The 18,775-nt window shown below is 32.2% G+C and carries 15 protein-coding genes; 4 read left to right on the forward strand and 11 right to left on the reverse strand.

Translation table 11 applies throughout. The annotated features are described in order from the left end of the window. Positions 1-603 carry a CPBP family glutamic-type intramembrane protease gene (locus CD032_RS02060; protein ID WP_019469089.1) on the forward strand — a complete coding sequence of 201 codons (603 nt, stop codon included), beginning with the start codon at positions 1-3 and terminating at the stop codon, positions 601-603. A 207-nt stretch (positions 604-810) separates the two neighbouring features. Here CD032_RS02060 and CD032_RS02065 read toward each other — a convergent pair whose 3' ends face one another. From CD032_RS02065 to CD032_RS02095, 7 genes are all read right to left on the reverse strand, one after another. After that, a complete protein-coding gene (locus tag CD032_RS02065; RefSeq protein ID WP_019469088.1) occupies positions 811-2,319 on the reverse strand; it encodes a bifunctional metallophosphatase/5'-nucleotidase in 1,509 nt (502 codons plus the stop codon). Between the two features lie 184 nt (positions 2,320-2,503). Then, positions 2,504-3,862, reverse strand: a complete 1,359-nt coding sequence (locus CD032_RS02070) for a TrkH family potassium uptake protein (RefSeq protein ID WP_019469087.1) — start codon at positions 3,860-3,862, stop codon at positions 2,504-2,506. An 18-nt stretch (positions 3,863-3,880) separates the two neighbouring features. Next, the gene (locus CD032_RS02075) at positions 3,881-5,623 is read right to left on the reverse strand and encodes a S1C family serine protease (protein ID WP_019469086.1); all 1,743 of its coding nucleotides are present in this window, start codon (positions 5,621-5,623) and stop codon (positions 3,881-3,883) included. A 189-nt stretch (positions 5,624-5,812) separates the two neighbouring features. Continuing rightward, positions 5,813-6,610 (reverse strand): TerC family protein, encoded by a 798-nt coding sequence (locus tag CD032_RS02080; RefSeq protein ID WP_019469085.1) that lies wholly within the window; start codon positions 6,608-6,610, stop codon positions 5,813-5,815. Positions 6,611-6,976: 366 nt separating this feature from the next. Then, positions 6,977-8,539: a peptide chain release factor 3 gene (locus CD032_RS02085; protein WP_019469084.1), complete on the reverse strand. Its 1,563-nt coding sequence runs from the start codon at positions 8,537-8,539 to the stop codon at positions 6,977-6,979. 12 nt (positions 8,540-8,551) lie between these two features. Continuing rightward, positions 8,552-8,791 carry a YueH family protein gene (locus tag CD032_RS02090; protein ID WP_019469083.1) on the reverse strand — a complete coding sequence of 80 codons (240 nt, stop codon included), beginning with the start codon at positions 8,789-8,791 and terminating at the stop codon, positions 8,552-8,554. Next, complete coding sequence (locus CD032_RS02095) at positions 8,781-10,265, reverse strand: UDP-N-acetylmuramoyl-L-alanyl-D-glutamate--L-lysine ligase (RefSeq protein WP_026034787.1); 1,485 nt, start codon at positions 10,263-10,265, stop codon at positions 8,781-8,783. Before CD032_RS02095 ends, CD032_RS02090 begins: the two co-directional genes overlap by 11 nt. Positions 10,266-10,695: 430 nt before the next feature. Between CD032_RS02095 and CD032_RS02100 the strand changes: the two genes are divergently transcribed. Both CD032_RS02100 and ltaA read left to right on the forward strand, forming a co-directional pair. After that, a complete protein-coding gene (locus tag CD032_RS02100) occupies positions 10,696-11,871 on the forward strand; it encodes a diglucosyl diacylglycerol synthase (RefSeq protein ID WP_103211138.1) in 1,176 nt (391 codons plus the stop codon). Then, positions 11,849-13,051 carry a lipoteichoic acid biosynthesis MFS flippase LtaA gene (ltaA, locus tag CD032_RS02105; protein WP_172459309.1) on the forward strand — a complete coding sequence of 401 codons (1,203 nt, stop codon included), beginning with the start codon at positions 11,849-11,851 and terminating at the stop codon, positions 13,049-13,051. The genes CD032_RS02100 and ltaA overlap by 23 nt, the downstream gene beginning before the upstream one ends. A gap of 128 nt (positions 13,052-13,179) precedes the next feature. Here the strand turns inward: ltaA and CD032_RS02110 are convergent, their stop codons facing one another. From CD032_RS02110 to CD032_RS02120, 3 genes are all read right to left on the reverse strand, one after another. Next, complete coding sequence (locus tag CD032_RS02110; protein ID WP_019469079.1) at positions 13,180-13,689, reverse strand: YjcG family protein; 510 nt, start codon at positions 13,687-13,689, stop codon at positions 13,180-13,182. Between the two features lie 85 nt (positions 13,690-13,774). Then, entirely contained in the window at positions 13,775-14,521 is a 747-nt protein-coding gene (locus CD032_RS02115) for an esterase family protein (protein WP_019469078.1), read from the reverse strand. A gap of 98 nt (positions 14,522-14,619) precedes the next feature. After that, positions 14,620-16,191 carry an alanine/glycine:cation symporter family protein gene (locus tag CD032_RS02120; protein WP_064263874.1) on the reverse strand — a complete coding sequence of 524 codons (1,572 nt, stop codon included), beginning with the start codon at positions 16,189-16,191 and terminating at the stop codon, positions 14,620-14,622. A 338-nt stretch (positions 16,192-16,529) separates the two neighbouring features. On the opposite strand from CD032_RS02120, the gene cozEa reads away from it, so the two are divergent. Next, complete coding sequence (gene cozEa, locus CD032_RS02125; protein WP_019469076.1) at positions 16,530-17,615, forward strand: lipoteichoic acid biosynthesis protein CozEa; 1,086 nt, start codon at positions 16,530-16,532, stop codon at positions 17,613-17,615. A gap of 96 nt (positions 17,616-17,711) precedes the next feature. On the opposite strand, the gene fabI is transcribed toward cozEa, so the two are convergent. Continuing rightward, a complete protein-coding gene (gene fabI / locus CD032_RS02130; protein ID WP_019469075.1) occupies positions 17,712-18,482 on the reverse strand; it encodes an enoyl-ACP reductase FabI in 771 nt (256 codons plus the stop codon). Positions 18,483-18,775 lie beyond the last annotated feature (293 nt).

Consider the following 18,775-nt stretch of genomic DNA (forward strand, 5'->3'; position numbering starts at 1 on the left):
ATGAATAGAATTTCAAACGCTTTAATCTGGTTTATTGTAAGTTTTATCGTATTTCACATTATTTTATATATAATGTGGGGTGAAAAGCAAGAATACTGGTACCTTTATACTGGTATCATGCTCATCGCAGGTATCAGTTATATCTTTTACCAAAGAGATATTGAGTCAAAAAGATTATTAACATCTCTAGGGATAGGAATTATTACTGGTATCGTGCTCATTATTGTACAGCTTATTTTAGCGGTTATCTCATCAGATATTCAGTATACAGCACTGATGAAAGAGTTAACGCGAACAGGCGTATATTTTAAATGGCAAATGTTAGTTACATTATTATTTGTAATACCATGTCATGAACTCTATATGAGAACAGTATTACAAAAAGAATTACTCAAATTAAACATCCCCATGTGGTTAAGTGTATTAATAACAGCAATTTGTTCGGCTTCTTTATTTTTCTATCTAGATAAATTGTGGATTGTTTTCTTTGTGTTTATCGTTCAAATTGTGCTTTCATTAAGCTATTATTATACGCGCAGAATTGCTACGACTGTAATAGCACAAATTGTTGCAGTTGTTATTCTATTAATTTTCCACGGTTAAATTGAAACGGAAACTCAGGCTTATGAATGATATGAAAAAAGGGTGAGATATTAACCCTTTTTCCAAATTTTAAAAGAGATTAACCATTTAAGATCTCTGCACGAAAATAAACGCCAACTTCTATTGAAATAATATAGAAATTGGCGTTTTGTTTGGTTTCATGACATTTTTATAGTTATTGATGACATTCAAACTTTATGTGTCATATCAAATAATAACGTTAAATGTTTGTTTTTGTTCAATATGGTAATCATTATCTTTTAAATTTCTAGAAATTAATTCTACCATTGTAATTTCTCCGGTTTCATGTATGACAGCATTTTCTAAATATTGCTTGTAGTTTCTATAGCAGTAATCAGTCATGCTTACACGATACATATGATCCAACTTAATATTTTCTAATGTTACACGGTGATAAGGTTCAGCATTCATATCTATGGTGTAATGAACACCTTGCCAAAACGTACATAAGGTTTCATCTACAATTGTTAAACTCAATGCACCATCACTAAATTCTATATGCGAATAGCAATATTCTAAAATATCGTGAATTTGTTGACCTTTCATTGTTAAATCAACAGGAACGTCTGGATGAGGATAAGCATTGAATAAATCTTCATTTGTAATGATGCCTCTGAGTCCTTCTTCACCACTCGTTGGTAAGTGCACACACGATATATCATAATCATAGGCTAACCGAATACTATCATGCAATAACTGTGTAAATGGATGTGGTTTTGTAATAACATCACTCAAACCGTTTACCTCAGCTGATATAGCATTTTCGTTAATGCTTTCTTCACTCCAATTACAAACTGTTTTTCTATCATAAAAAGTCAAATCTAATAATGCTTGGTCTTCTGGATAATGATTTAGATCTACGATTTTAGAATTGACATTTTCTAATTCATAAGAATTTGTGCGCTTTTTAAAGTTTATTTTCACATGGATAAGTTGTTCAGCATTTTGTCCAGCTTGCACATAAAGCGTTTGATCATCTCTACCAATGAATGTTTGATGTTGATGACCAGTGATTAATAAATCAATAACGCCTAAAGTTTGCATTATTTTTTCCGCTTCATTAACATTTTGTTCACGTTCATTTGATGTTTTATTTAGTTGATTAAGCCCACCATGGTATATAACAATTAAAAAGTCAGGCATTTCACTTTCGTGAATAAATCGAATCCAGCGTTTAGAAGAGCGCAATGTCTTTTCAATCCGTACATCATTTTCCATTTCAAAATGTTCTCGCTCCATTAAACCATCTGAAGTTAAACCCACAATTGCGATTTTCACACCTTCAATTTCTTTAATTGTATAAGGTGTAGAAAAATATGGTTCTTTCGTACGCTTATATTCAATATTTGCGGATAACCAAGGAAACCTCGACAATGATACAGCCCTCGAAAAGAATGACAGTCCAAATTTAAATTCATTAGGACTAATACCACTTGCATCGTATTGCATGGCATTCATTAATTTTATCATTGGATGACGCTTATAAGGTGCTACCACTGCATAATAAAATGCTGCTAACGAACCTGCTAAACTACCACCACTATCTAATAGAATGACGTGATCGTTTGTTTCTCTAATACTTTTAACATAAGCGCCTGCTCTATAAATATTTGAATTATTTTCACCACTTTGAAAATAACTATGCATATCAGAAGTAGTAATAATGTCTATTGCGATTTTTTCACTTTTTTTCATACGCCTCTCCCCTCATTAATCATAGTCTAACACGTTTCTAAATTAGCTTGAAATAATTATGAACATATATGATTCACTATATATGCTTCCTTTATTTCAAAATTAAAAGCACCAGCACATCCTTTGTTAGATATACTGGCGCCATGATTTCACAAATTATTAAGTTCAGACTTACATTTAACAATCAACCAATTTGAACGCGTTCCTTAGGATAATGGAATTTATCTGGTTCTCTACGTCCACCAATCATAATAATAAAACTGATTAAGCCGACACGACCAATGAGCATCAATAACATCAAGACGCCTTTACTCATATCATTCACATCACCTGTAATCCCCAACGATAATCCACATGTACCAAATGCTGACATGACTTCGAAAAATGCTTGTAAAAAGGATACCTTCCCATTTTCAACAACTAGTATAAAAATCATGCTCGTGAAAGTTAATATACTGGCCATGATAAATACAGCAAATGAACGTTGAACATCAGTAATGTGAATCTCACGATTAAATGCTTTGATAGATGTTTTCTCAGGTTGGTTACTAAAGTTTAAAAGGAATAATATTAAAATAGCAAATGTCGTTGTTCTAATACCACCACCTACTGAACTTGGAGATGAGCCTATAAACATCAATATACCCATAACAATATTCGTACCTTCACCAAATCCGCTTACATCAATAGTTTGAAGTCCTGAACTCCTAGTGGTTGCTGATTGAAACAATGCATAAAATAACGATTTATGCCAACTCATATTTTGAAAAGCTTGGTTATGTTCAAATAATAGAATAATTATCACACCAAAAATAAACAAACCAAAATATGTTACCGTTGTAATTTTTGCAAATAATGAAAATCTAAAATTAGGAATTCGATTTTTTATATATGCTTTCACTTCTATTAATACAGGAAAACCAATTGAACCTAACATAATTAAAAACATAACGATTGTTTGTACAAAATAGTCATTAGCATAAGGTATAAGTGACTGTCCTGTTATATCAAGTCCACCATTTGTCGTTGCCGATACCGATACAAATAATCCTTGCATGATTGCATATTGTATATCCGGGTTATCTCTATAAAAATAAAATGCTAATAGCGATGCACCAACAAGTTCTATAATGATGATTGTTCGAACAATATCTAAAATCAATTTCACAGTGCCACTCATCGTATGTTTATTATTATCTAACATGATCAATTGACGTTCGCGCATACCGATGTGCTTACCTAAGACAACCCATAGCATAGTTCCGATGGCCATAACACCAATCCCGCCCAAATTAAGTATCAGCATAATTATAACTTGACCAAAGGTTGTGTAAGTATCAATAATATTAACTGGTGTTAATCCTGTTACACTGACACCAGACACAGCAACAAACAATGAATCAATTGGATCTACAGACACATTAGACTTATGAACAAAGGGCAAGTTCAACATTAAAAATGCTACAATAATTGCCACGATATAATACATTACAATCCCTTGTTGAGGACTTGATTTTTTTAACAATTGGTTGAAAATGGACAACGTTTCTTCACCTCAACGTTACTTCAGTTTAATCTTAATATCCTTTTCTTTACCATCTCTATAGATTTTAGCTGGTAATGTTTTTAAATCATCTTTATGATTAAAGATAATTTGTCTGTATCTAAGATTATCTTCTAATTCTTTACCATCTAATTCTACTATGACATCATTTTTTTGCAACCCGGATTTTTCACCTAATGAATCTTTTTTAACGTCACCTATAAATACACCTTTTTTAACGTCTTCTGGTAAATTAATAGATTGCTTTGTAGCTTCATCAATATCTCCAATATTAGCAATTTTTACGCCAGTGTTAGGATATTTGACTTCACCTTTAGCTTCTAACTGCTTGGCAATATCTTCAGCGTCATTGATTGGTATAGCAAAGGCAATCCCCTCAACATTTTCCATATCTATTTTTAATGATGCTATGCCTACTAACTTACTTTTCCTATCGATAACTGCGCCACCTGAGTTACCTGGATTTACAGGAGCGTCTATTTGAAAAGCACTCATTAATACATCATATTGATCATCTTTATTGATATCTACTGGTATATGTCTATTCAAACCTGAAATAATACCATCAGATATACTTCCTTTAAAGTCTACACCTAAGGGGTTCCCTACTACTATGATCGGTTCACCTAGTACTAAAGTGCTGGAATCACCTATTTTAATCGGTTTCACTTTACTATCTGATTTTACTTTAGCTTTAACAACGGCGATATCTGAATATTTGTCCGTGCCAATAACTTTTCCAATAGAATAGTCATCATTACCATATGTAATCTTTTGTTCTTTTTTATCTCCAACCACATGTGCGTTGGTCATAATAAAAATAGAGTCGCCCACTTTTTTGTAGACGACACCTGAACCTAATTCATTTTCTTTACCTGCTTCTTGTGTCTCTTTTTCAGCAGAAGTTCTATCATCACTCGTATCATTTTCAACAGTTACTACGGAATGAATTGCACTGTTCGCGCTTTTCATTGTTGCTGTATAAGTCTTATCTTTATTTTGATTATCATGAAAGACATGATCATTTAAAGTACCATTTTCATCAACATTTTTGAATATAGCCTGTATGAGTGTCAGTAAAACAATAACTGCCACAACAATTAGAATTTTGGCCCAATGTTCAATAAAGAAAACTTTAACTTTATCTAGCGTGTTAGTCGTATTTTGATGCTTATTTTCAGTGTTAGAATTCGAATATTCCCTAGAACTTTTTTGTTGTGAAGTTTGTTCATCATTATTCAAATAATAATCGACTCTAGATTGTTGCGCATTTTCTGAATAAAAGTTCTGTTCTTGTTCTTTTTTTGGTGGGACATGTTGTTCATTTGACGATGTACTGTCATTTTGAGTCTCGCTCTCAGTGTGTACTGATTTTGAATCTATTTTATTTTCTTCCGACACCATATCGTCGTTTTCATTATATGAATGATTGATATTATTTGCTGAAGTTGTGTCATTGTGCTGTGTGTCTTCTTGCGTATGTTTGGCATTCCGTGCTGCCGCAATTGCTTGTTGTTGCTGAATTTCTTCTTGTGTTAGCTTTTCAATACGTGCTTTTCTTAAATTTTCTTTCACACGTTCTTCATTATTTTTAGCAAGTATTTCAGCTTTTTCTTCACGCTGTTTTCTAGCTTTACGTTCTTGTTGCACACGTTGTTCCCGTTCCTCGTTATGAAAGTATTCACGTCGTTTACGTCCATACTTTACTTTTGGGATGACATGTTTTTTATTTTGCGTCACAGTAAGCCCCCCTATTACTTTTGATTACAATTCTATTATGACATAACATATATAATTTTTCTGCTTTATTTTGTCATATAAAGTTAGCATACTACAGATTATAGTCTCTTTTAGTAAAAAATTCTAACTTTATCACATATAGAACAAAAAAGCCTGAGTCATAAGTTTTATGACTCAGGCTTACATATATTATTGATGTTCTTTTTTATTATTTTTAACAGATGTTAACCAACCGATAATTACAAGTGCAATCATAACCGTCCAGAAAATTGATTGCCATAATACACTGTGTGGGAAATGTTCTGGTAATATTTTAATATCAGGATGTGCTAGCACCATAATTACTAATTTAATACCTACCCAACCTACAATCGCAAATGCAGCGCCTTCTAAACCAGGATATTTGTTCAATAGATTTACAAACCAAGTGGCTGCAAAACGCATGATGATCACACCTAGCATACCACCTAGGAACATGACTGCAAATTGACCAAGGTCCATACCACCAAAGTGTATACCAACAGTCGGTAAAGTTACTGCAATAGCAAGGGCAGCTAACATGGAATCAATCGCAAATGCTATATCAGCAAATTCTACTTTTAATACTGTGCCCCAAAATGCTTTTGGACTAGCATGTATTTCCTCACCCGATTCATCATAATGATGATCATCAGTACCATCCTCTTTTTGATGATCTTTTTCTTTAAAGAATGATATGAGGTTTTTAATCGACATGTATAGTAGGTAAATTGCGCCTAGCGCTTGAATCCACCAAAAATGTGCGATAATGCTTATTAAGAATAAAGAAATAAAACGGAAAATAAATGCACCTAACAGTCCATAGAACAATGCTTTTTTACGTTGTTCAGGAGGCAAATGTTTAACCATGACTGCCATTACAACAGCATTATCTGCTGCTAATAAACCTTCTAAAAATACCAGTACTACTAGAACCCATAAATAAGGTAAAATCAAACTCGGATCCATTTAGGACAACTCCTTTAGTTTTTTACATAAAAATAGAGACCTAAGCTAAGTAAATGCTACATACATTTTTAAATCATATACACTCACTAAAGTAAATTAAACTCTCAGTCTTATATAATTTGTATGTTTGTAACATTTATAAGCAAAGGTCTCACTCGACAGTGTTTTTCCTGCCCATTTTACCGGAAACATTTAACGTTTCGTAATGACGATAAAATGACTATGTTAAAAAGATATATAAAACAGATATTTTATAATGATATGACTATCTCATATATCTCTTTAAAAACAGTTGAGTTACTCCCCTCCGACTACAAAGTCATAGGTATTCTATTAATAATATAGTATTATACACAATTATTCATGTTATAACAAACTGTATAATTTAATTTCTGGAAATTTTTCTTCAAACCATCTCGTTGCAAATTCATTTTCAAATAAGAAAACGTAATTATCATAAACATCTTTAACTAATATAGAACGAGAAGAACTCATTTTATCTTTAATATCTTCTTCATTTTCAATCCATCTTGCAATTTTTGGACCAACTGGTTCCATGATGACATCAACATTATATTCGTTTTTAAGTCTATGTTCAAAAACTTCAAATTGTAGTTGACCAACTGCACCAATAAGAATTTGATTAGTATGCAATGCTTTATAGTATTGAATTGCACCTTCTTGAACTAACTGTTCAATTCCCTTATGGAAATGTTTTTGTTTCATGACGTTTTTCGCAGAAACTTTCATAAATAATTCTGGTGTAAACTGTGGTAATTCTTGGAAACTAAATTTTTGGTTTCCACCTACTAATGTATCTCCAATTTGGTAATTTCCTGTGTCATACAAGCCTATGATATCTCCGGCGACCGCATGATTAACAGTTTCTTTGTCATCAGCCATAAATGAAGTTGAACGTGTTATTTTTTGTTTCTTTTTCGTTCTTTGTAACGTAACATCCATACCTCGTTCGAAAGCGCCACTAACAACCCTCATAAATGCAATTCTGTCTCTGTGTTTAGGGTCCATATTCGCTTGAATTTTGAAAATAAAGCCTGAAAAATCTGTATCATATGGTGTAACTTCAATATCTTCTTTCGTTTGTCGAGCACTTGGCATAGGTGCATGATCAACATAAGCATTCAAGAAATTTTGTACACCAAAGTTTGCTAACGCTGACCCAAAGAACACTGGTGTTAAATCACCTTTTCTCAAAGCTTCATTATCAAATGTTTCTCCTGCTTCTTCTACCAACATTAATTCTTCGATTGCTTGTGTAAAGGCGCTATCATTTTTAATTTTATGATCTTCTTCCAATTCATAATCATCATTTAAATGAAGCACATTTTGTTCATCTCTAAAAGGCTCAATCGTATGTGTATCTCGATCAATGATACCAAAGAAATTTTGTCCCATACCCACTGGCCAATTCATAGGATATGTTTCGATTTCCAAAGTAGACTCGATTTCATCCAATAATTCAAACGGTTCTTTACCTACTCTATCTAATTTATTGATAAATGTGAAAATAGGAATGCCTCTCATCTTACAAACTTTGAATAGTTTTAAAGTTTGCGGTTCAATACCTTTCGCACAATCTATAACCATTACAGCACTGTCCACGGCCATTAATGTTCTATATGTGTCTTCAGAAAAATCTTCGTGTCCAGGTGTATCTAAAATGTTAATTTTGTAATGATCATAATCAAATTGCATCACTGAACTTGTAACTGAGATACCACGTTCTTGTTCAACTTTCATCCAGTCACTTGTCGCAAATTTACCACTTTTTTTACCTTTTACAGTTCCCGCTTCTCTAATTGCACCACCAAATAATAGTAACTTTTCAGTTAATGTGGTTTTACCAGCATCTGGGTGGGAAATAATCGCAAAAGTTTTTCTGGATTCTACTTCTTCCTTTATACTCATTTGTTCTCTCCTTTAATTCTCAAATATCGATTGACCAATATCATCAGCAATTTGTACTGCTGTTGACTCATCAAGTAACGTAAACAAGTGTATCACAAGTTCCTCCTTGATATCATCATCATTTAACGAAGTATCAATTTCTAATGACCAATTTAAGTCTGGTATTGCCAAAAGCAAGACTTCATCGTTAGCATTTTTATAAATATAACTACGGACTGTTACATCATTCAGACTGATAAGTCTAATTTCCAATAGGGCCACCGCCAAACTTTTTATAAGCTGCTTCTAAACCGATTAAATCATCTCGATGTGGTACTTTTACATGACCAGGCATAATTTGGTAAGGTTCACGTCCCTTAGAAGCTAAGACAACTGTGTCGCCAGGATTAGCAATTTCAATAGCATGACGAATTCCCTCTGCACGGTCTTCAAATTCTATATAATTATTATGTGTTGCGCCCTTAGCAAGTTCGCTTGTTAATTTTTTAGGATCATCATTTGCTGGGTTGTCTGGTGTAAAAATAACGTAATCCGCTCTACAAGCGACGCGCCCCATTTCAGGTGTTTTGCCCATATCTCTTTCTCCAGCCATACCACACAAGAAAATTAATTTTTGTTTTGCAAAAGGTTTCACAGCATCTATAAGTTTATCCATGCCATCCGCTGTATGTGCATAATCAATAATTAAATTAATTGGCAATTGTGGATCTAAAACTTCAAGTCGACCTTCAACAGGTTCTAAGTTTTCTACAGCTTGAATAATTTCTTCTAACGTAGCACCTTTTGCCCAAACAGCTATCATTGCAGCCATAATGTTAGAAACGTTGAAGATGCCTACATAAGGTGACTTCACAGAAAATGTACCTTCAGGTGTATTAAAATCAAATGTTACACCTTGTAATGACTCATTAATATTTTCAGCCATAAATTGCGCACGTTCATTAATGCCATAGGTAAAGACTTCATAAGGTGTAACTGAAGCTAAATATTCTGAAAATCTATCATCTTGATTTAAAACAACATATTTTTCTTTTGATAAATCTTCACCTAACTGGCTGAATAATAATGATTTAGCATGACCATAAGCTTCCATTGTGCCATGAAAGTCTAAATGATCTTGCGTTAAATTTGAAAATACCGCTACATCAAAATTAACGCCACTTAAACGCCCCAATGATAAACCATGACTTGATACTTCTAAAGTCATGGCCTGTGCTTGCTTTTCTACAGCTTCATGAATTTTTTTAGTTAGTGCTACTGTTTCAGGGGTTGTGTTTGTACCTTTAGATTTTTCCTCATTAATTTGGAAACCATTAGTACCTAAATAAGCACTGCCTTTATCTAATTTTCTATATATATGGTGTATCATTGTCGCTATAGATGTTTTACCATTGGTTCCAGTAACACCATATGTAGTTAGTTGTTTACTTGGATAATTAAATAATACATTTACGAGTAAACTGGCAACGCGCAACGTGTCAGGAACGATAACTTGGGTTACATCACCTTTCAACAATTGTTCATGATTTACTACAATAATTTTGCAGCCTTGATTTACAACATCTTGACAAAATTTATGACTATCGACTGTATAACCTTTAGAAGCAACAAATATACTTCCTTCTTTAGCAGTACGCGAGTCTGTTGTTATATCATTAACATTCATATCTAATGTACCTATCACTTGTTTAACTCTTATTTTTTTAAACAACTCATTTGCATTCAACATTAACCGCTCCTTTATTTCCAATACTTCTATTATACACATTTTCAAGTGATTTTATAGAAACTAATATTGCTATTTATTTCTTTTTCTACTATTATATATTTTTCGTTTTCATTTAAAAAATTTTATAATTATCATGAGTACAAACTAGATTCGGATTGTTAATCATATGTAATTAATTGTGTAGATTTTCTTTTTTATTTGTTTAGTTTCTTTTAAGGCCGCTTATTTTAAAAGAAAGCGTGGTATGGTATACATATAGAACAATCTAAATTTATCGTTATATAATTTTAAATAATAAGTATGAATCATTTTCTATGCGTTTGTAAAATGATATAATTTCTAATAATTATGTTTTTTCTTTCGCATGACAATAAAATGCGTTAAACTTAGCATGAGCTAAATTTATACTATTGGAGGGTGACTCAAAATGGTTACTCGTAACAAAAAAATATTGATTATTACTGGTTCTTTTGGTAATGGACATTTACAGGTTACTCAAAGCGTAGTAAACCAATTCAATGAAATGAATCTAGACAATTTAACTGTCATTGAACATGATTTATTTTTAGAAGCTCACCCAATTTTGACTTCTATATGTAAAAAGTGGTATATCAATAGTTTTAAGTATTTCAGAAATATGTACAAATCTTTTTACTATAGTAAACCTGACCAAATAGACAAATGTTTCTATAAATATTATGGATTAAATAAATTAATTAATTTACTACTAAAAGAAAAACCAGATTTAATATTGTTGACCTTCCCTACGCCAGTAATGTCTGTTTTAACTGAACAATTTGATATGAATATCCCAATCGCCACAGTTATGACAGATTATAGATTACAAAAGAATTGGGTTACACCACATTCTCAAAGGTATTACTTGGCAACTGAGGAATTAAAAGATGAATTTGCTGAAATAGGGATCCCAAGACATCAATTAAAAGTTACTGGCATTCCAATATCTGATAAATTCGAACAAGATATTGACCAATCTTCATGGTTACGTCAAAATAATTTGAATCCAGATAAACCTACAATACTTATGTCCGCAGGCGCTTTTGGTGTTTCAAAGGGATTCGGTCAAATGATTAGTGATATTTTGACTAAAAGTCCACAATCACAAGTAGTCATGGTTTGTGGTAAAAATAAAGAGTTGAAACGCACATTATCTAGCCAATTTAAAAATTATGATAACGTACTTATCTTAGGTTATACAAAACAGATGAATGAATGGATGGCATCAAGTCAGTTGATGATTACAAAACCAGGTGGCATCACAATTTCTGAAGCACTAACCCGACAAATTCCAATGATTTTCTTAGATCCTGCACCTGGTCAGGAATTAGAAAACGCGCTTTATTTTGAAGAAAAAGGTTACGGCACTATCGCTTATTCACCTGATGAAGCTATTCAACAAGTAGCATCATTAACAAATCATCCAACTTCACTAGTAGAAATGTCTAAAGCAATGAGTGAATCGTGCATTCCATATTCAACATATAAGCTATGCAAAGATTTGTTAGATCTTCTAGACCATTCAACACGTTATGAAGAAGTTTATGGAAAGGTTCCTTTATATGCAAAGCTCTTCGTTAAATAATACTAATTACAATTCAAGTACAAATTTTATTATTATGTTGATTATTTTATTTTTAATGGAGTTTGCTAGAGGTATGTATGTGTTGAGTTATTTAGCATTACTTCCAACAGCAACTTCTATTGCGGTAGGTGTTACATCTATCGCTATTTCTATTCACTTTATTGCTGATGCAACAACTAATTTTGTCATAGGTTTTTTACTTAAACGCTTAGGTACAAAGCTTGTTTTGACACTTGGATTTTTATTAGCGTTTGGCAGTTTGTTTTTAGTCATTTGGTTTCCTACATCACCTGTAGTGCTAATCACAAGTGCAATATTACTAGGTATCGCAGTAAGTCCTATTTGGGTTATTATGCTTGCAAGTGTTGATGAAAATAACCGTGGTAAACAAATGGGGTATGTTTATTTCTCATGGTTATTAGGTTTATTAGTTGGAATGGTTGGAATGAACTTAATTTTTAAATTCCATCCAACTCGTTTTGCTTTTATGATGTCATTAGTCGTACTAATTGCATGGATTCTATACTATTTCGTTAAAATAAGACTAACTAATTATAATACAAAACCTGTAAAACAACAGTTAGGGCAAATTGTAAATGTGACTAAACGCCATTTAATTCTATTTCCAGGTATTTTATTACAAGGCGCTTCTATCACTGCTTTAGTACCGATATTACCTACATATGTAACAAAAGTCGTGGGCGTTTCAACAGTTGAATACACAATCGCAATTATCGTTGGTGGCATAGGTTGTGCCATTTCTATGTTGTTTTTATCTAAAATTATAGACAACAATGGTACATTATTTATGTACGGTATCATTTTTAGTGGATTTGTTTTATACACTTTAATGATATTTACGTTATCTATTATTACGGATATTAAATTAGTTTGGGGCTTAGCATTATTTATCGGTCTAATGTACGGCATCTTATTACCTGCATGGAATACTTTTATGGCAAGTCATATACACATGGATGAGCAAGAAGAAACATGGGGCGTGTTCAATAGTGTACAAGGTTTCGGCTCTATGATTGGTCCACTTGTAGGTGGTTTAATCACAGAATTCTCTAAATCTGTTAATAATACTTTTTATTTCTCAGCATTAGTATTTTTATTTTTAGCAATATTTTATGGTATTTATTTTGTTAAAAATAAACAACAACACACACATACTTAACTGTATTTAATAGTGTTCAATAAACAAAAGAGTCGCTATCAAGTTTTTAGATAAATTCTAAAATGATAGCGACTTTTTTTAAGTTTCAATATTATCATTGATTGAAATGATAACTTTATATAAAAATATTATGCAAAATTAAAATTCTCTAAGACTTTCCATTTTTCCGCACTTTCATCGTAATAAACTAAAGAAAGTTGCTCAATTGCCTCTTTATAGTCAATACCCGCTAAGTTCAATTGACCAAAAATGTCTTCGAACTCTTGACTAGTCAAACCTTGTGCAATTGTAAAATGTGGTACAAATGGATGTTCAGGACGACCATAAAAATCACCACTATTGAATTGATTAAATAATTTTTCTAAATTGTCTGTTTTGGCAACTTTAAAATAAATTACATTTGTAATTGGCGCAAAGTTTGAAGCCTTTGTCGCGTGTACTTCAATCGGTGGTATCCCCTCGATTCTTGATTTGATTGTCTCTTTGACAGCGTCAAGATCACCTTCGTTTATTTTAAAATGCTCTTTAATCGTAATGTGTGGCATTATCGTTGCATAATGAGCATCATAACGTTTACGATATGCATTTACTTCATCTTGAAACGCTTTTGACGGAATTAATGCTAATCCTAAAATCATTTAAATTCCTCCTTTGTTTAACATAACTACATTATATCAAATTTCACAAAAATTCGTTACTTTTAACTAAATTTCCTACAGATAATTAAAAAGAAATATTATCTGATAAAAAATATTTTAATAAATCTTCTAATAAATGCTTCCAAGATTTCCATCTATGACCACCATCAAACTCTGCATAATGATAACTAATATCACTATGTTCGATAATCGATTTAAGTTGGCGATTAGGTGTTAAAAAATCCGCTTGCTTACCTGTCGTTGGTAAAGCAAAGTTTATTTCTTCTAATCCAACAGTATGCCATATTGTCAATTGTTCTTGAAATTGACATCGTTCGATTAAAGTTTGTATCACTTCATCATGTTGAGGACTCAATAGTCCCACTTGACTAAAAATTCTCGGATAAGATAAGGCAGTAATCAAAGCTGCACTTCCAGCTAAACTGTCACCTAAAATAATTCTGCCATTTCCTACTTTATATGTTGGAAATTGAGCATCTATAAACGGTAAAATTTCATTCGCCATACATTTTACCGTTAAAGCCGTTTTTGCTCCTTGGGGATGAAATTCTGCTCTCCTTTTTTCAACATCTTCATAATGAAAACCTACAAATATTGCTCTTTCTACTTCATTTGCTTCCCATAATTTTTCATAAGTTCGATGTATTCTACCAAAGCTAAAAAAGTCTAAACCATCAAAACAAAAGACAACTTTGTATTTAAATAGTTCTGTAAAATCTTTAGGTAAATAAATAGAAAGTGTAATGTCTCTATCTAATATGTCACTAGAAAAATTAATTTTATTAATTCGCCCTGCTTGAAAATTGTCCATAAAATAATGCGCCCCCTCGTAGTCTTAATGACATTGTATCAAGAGACGCAATATTTTAAAATAACTCGCTTTTTATTTGTCTAAGTGACATATGATTTTTAGTCGTTAATATCTTCTTTTTTTAGACGTTCAGGATAATCTTTCAGCCAAAATACAGCATTAGGTACTTTATCAGGATCTGGTTTATAAATAGCTTTTTTACCCGATCCTAAACGTTTTTTCTGCAATTCATAATCTTTCAATGCGCTTATAGCTGGTTTGTGTAATAGCCAAATTGCTATGATATTAAGCCAGGCCATCATACCTACACCTAAATCTCCCATTAGCCATGCTATATCTGCCGTTTTCACTGCGCCATAAACGGTTGCCAAAATTAATACAATTCGCGTTATATTGATAAATATAAAGGAAGTCTTATAATTTGCGTTTCTTGTTAAGTATGCAATATTGGTTTCTGCAATATAGTAATAAGCCAATATAGTAGTAAAGGCAAAGAAAAACAAAGCAATTGCTATAAAATAAGATCCAAATCCAGAGAACGATGGGTCAAAATGATAACTTCCACCTTGTAATGCTTTGTCAATACCTGCTTGTGCGTACATTGCGGTTCCAGAATAATCTTTATCTCCATTTGACATTTCAACAAAGATGCCATTATTTTTAATTAAACTTGCTTTATCACTTGGTGTGTTGCCGCCATCCGTTACATTATATGTACCAGAAAGCAAGATGATTAATGCTGTTGCAGTACAAACAAATAAAGTATCAACGTATACAGAAAACGCTTGCACTAAACCTTGTTTTGCTGGGTGTGAAACCTCTGCTGCCGCAGCTGCATGAGGTCCTGTACCTTGTCCGGCCTCATTTGAATAAAGACCTCTTTTGACACCTATTTCAATCATTGCACCTACAATCCCACCAAAAGCAGCTTCCATACCAAATGCGGATTTGAAAATTAATGCAAATAATGAAGGAACTGCTTCAATATTGAGTATAATAATAATGACCGCCATTAAAATATAAAATACTGCCATAAATGGTACAACTGCAGTCGCTGCATTAGCAATCCATTTTATTCCACCAAAAATGATTAAGCCGATAATAATTGCTAAAAATATGGCTACAATCCATGGATTTAATTGAAATGCATTTTTCATAGAACTAGATATAGCATTTGATTGAACACCTGGTAATAACAATCCGACTGAAATCACAGTGACGATCGCAAAGATCAAGCCATATATTTTACCCAGTCTCCCCTTTATGCCATATTCAATATAAAATGCTGGTCCACCTCTATATTGTCCCTTTTCTTCACGTTTATATATCTGACCTAGTGTCGATTCTATAAACGCACTACTCGCTCCTAAAAATGCTGTTGCCCACATCCAAAAAACGGCTCCCGGGCCACCAATAAATATCGCTGTTGATACCCCTACAATATTACCAGTACCTACACGACCTGCTAACGATAATGCAATTGCTTGAAAACTTGAAATACCCGTTGGCGACTTTTCCCCTTGAAACATAAGTCGAATCATTTCTTTAAAGTGTCTCACTTGGAAAAATTTCATAAACAGTGAAAATAATATACCAGTGATTAACAAACCATAAACTAATGGTTTGCTCCATACTATGTCATAGAGCCAATTTAAAAAACCTTCTATCATAACGTATCCCCCTTGTTATACCATTAAAGAAAATGATATTTTTTAATATTATACACATATGTTATGTTCCGCGCAACGTATTATATAAGTTATTATTTTCACAAATTATATATTTCGTTATGAATTTTTTATATAAATAGCATTAATGTATTTAATATTTATATTATCTTATAATGCACTACGTATTACTGATTTCACTTTGTTATTACTTTGAAATTGCAATCAATCTTCACATGCGCATTAAGTACAAAGTTTCACAAATTTATCTTTTGTTCTATCTTTTTTTAAGATATACTGAATTATAAATTAAAATAAAGTTTTATAGGAGGAACCGTTCTATGCTTAACAAAGTATGGTTTAGAACAGGTATCGCTTTATTAATCCTGTTTTTACTAATCAAACTGATTATGGAAGTACATAGTATTTTCACACCATTTATTATTATCCTTCAATCAGTATTGTTGCCATTATTATTAAGTGGCTTTTTATTTTATATTTGTTTGCCTTTTCAAAAAATACTTGAAAAGAATCATGTGCCACGTTGGGGGAGCATTACTATAATCTTTATAGGCTTAATTATTATTATTAGTATTGTTATTGGTGTGTTAGCTCCATTAATTGCAGAACAAATTGAAAACTTAATACACCAAATACCTGCATTACAACATGAAGTGCAGAACATCATCAATTTTGCACTAGATCAAATGGAAAGATTGCCAAATGATGTAACTGATAGAATTAATAAAATGGTACAATCTATTAGCGATAGTACTGCTGATATTCTGTCTAACTCATTAGGATACTTAACATCATTTATTTCAACCCTTTTCTTATTGATAATGGTTCCATTCTTTTTAATCTATATGTTAAAAGATCATGAGCGTTTCATCCCTTTTATTGCAAGATTGTTTAAAGGAGATAGAAAAGTTTTCACTGTAGAATTATTAAAAGATTTAAATGATACTGTTAAATCTTATATTCAAGGCCAAGTAACAGTAAGTATTATTCTTGGAATAATCTTATACATTGGTTATTCAATTGTAGGTCTTAACTACACACTATTGCTCGTTATGTTTGCTTGTGTTGCAAATATGATACCGTTCTTAGGTCCTTGGATGGCGTTTGCACCTGCTGCAGTCATTGCAATTATACAAAGTCCTTCAACATTTATATGGGTATGTATTATCACGCTCATTGCACAACAATTAGAAGGTAATGTAATCACACCTAACGTAATGGGTAAATCACTTAATATTCATCCTTTAACAATTATTGTGGTGATATTAGCCGCAGGTAACCTTGGTGGTTTCGGTTTAATTTTAGTAGCTGTTCCGTTATATGCTGTAATTAAAACAGTTGTCAGAAATGTCTTTCGATATAGACAAGCTATCATCGCTAAAGCAAATAGTGATGTCAAAGAATAAAATAACGTTATAAAACAAAAAGACTATTCGTTTCAATGACAGAAACGAATAGTCTTTTTTAATATATAAATCTTCAATTATGTTTTAAATCATAAATTATTTAACGATATGATAACCACTGTCTACATGGATGTTTTCACCTGTAACACCACTTGATAAATCACTCAATAAGTATGCTGCAGTTTTACCTACTTCTTCTTGGTCAACATTACGTTTTAATGGTGCACGTTCTTCAATTTCTTTCATGATTGTGTTAAAACCACCAACACCTTTAGCGCTCAGTGTACGAATTGGACCAGCTGAAATCGCATTGACACGGATATTATCTTCACCTAAATCTAATGCTAAATAACGTACATTTGCTTCTAAACTAGCTTTAGCTACGCCCATTACATTGTAGTTTTGTACAGCATATTCGCCACCTAAATAAGTTGTAGCAACGATACTACCACCTTCAGGCATAATTTTTTTTGCTTCTCTAGCAACAATTGTCAATGAATATGAACTAATATCTTGCGCCAGTAGGAAACCATCACGAGATGTATCTGAAAAACGCCCTCTTAAATCTTCCATATTAGCAAAAGCAATCGAATGATAAACACCGTCAATGTTACCTACTTCTTCTCCAATTTTTGCGAAACCATTGATAACATCTTCGTCTTTTTGTACATCTATTTGATACATTCTAATTGTTTGTTGATCTAATTGTTCTACAAGTTTTTCCATTTCTTTTTTACTACGCTCTTTACGATATGTAAAAACTAAATTTGCACCTAATTTGTCTAATACTTTTGCCACACCAAAACCGATACTACGTTTATTAGCAATACCCATTATGACGAATGTTTTATTTTCTAAATTTAACATGAAAATAACTCCTTTTTTAAATTTTCATTTTAAACTGGTTCGAGATGTTATAATCGTATTCCTATCACTTTGCTCTATGCCAATTCTAACAAACTTTATTTTAACATTGGTTTCATTGTTTAAACAATTCATATTATATTCTATACGCGAATTTATCATTTTTTATATGTTTTCAAGTTAAAATGTTTACCAATACTTCACTCAATAAATATTAACAACTCAAAACAGCTTTCATAAACTCATTTACTGCCTATTTCTACAACAGTCTGAGATATAAATCATATCCCAGACAT

This window comes from Staphylococcus cohnii subsp. cohnii (genome assembly GCF_002902365.1).
In the GTDB taxonomy this organism is placed as follows: Bacteria; Bacillota; Bacilli; order Staphylococcales; family Staphylococcaceae; genus Staphylococcus; species Staphylococcus cohnii.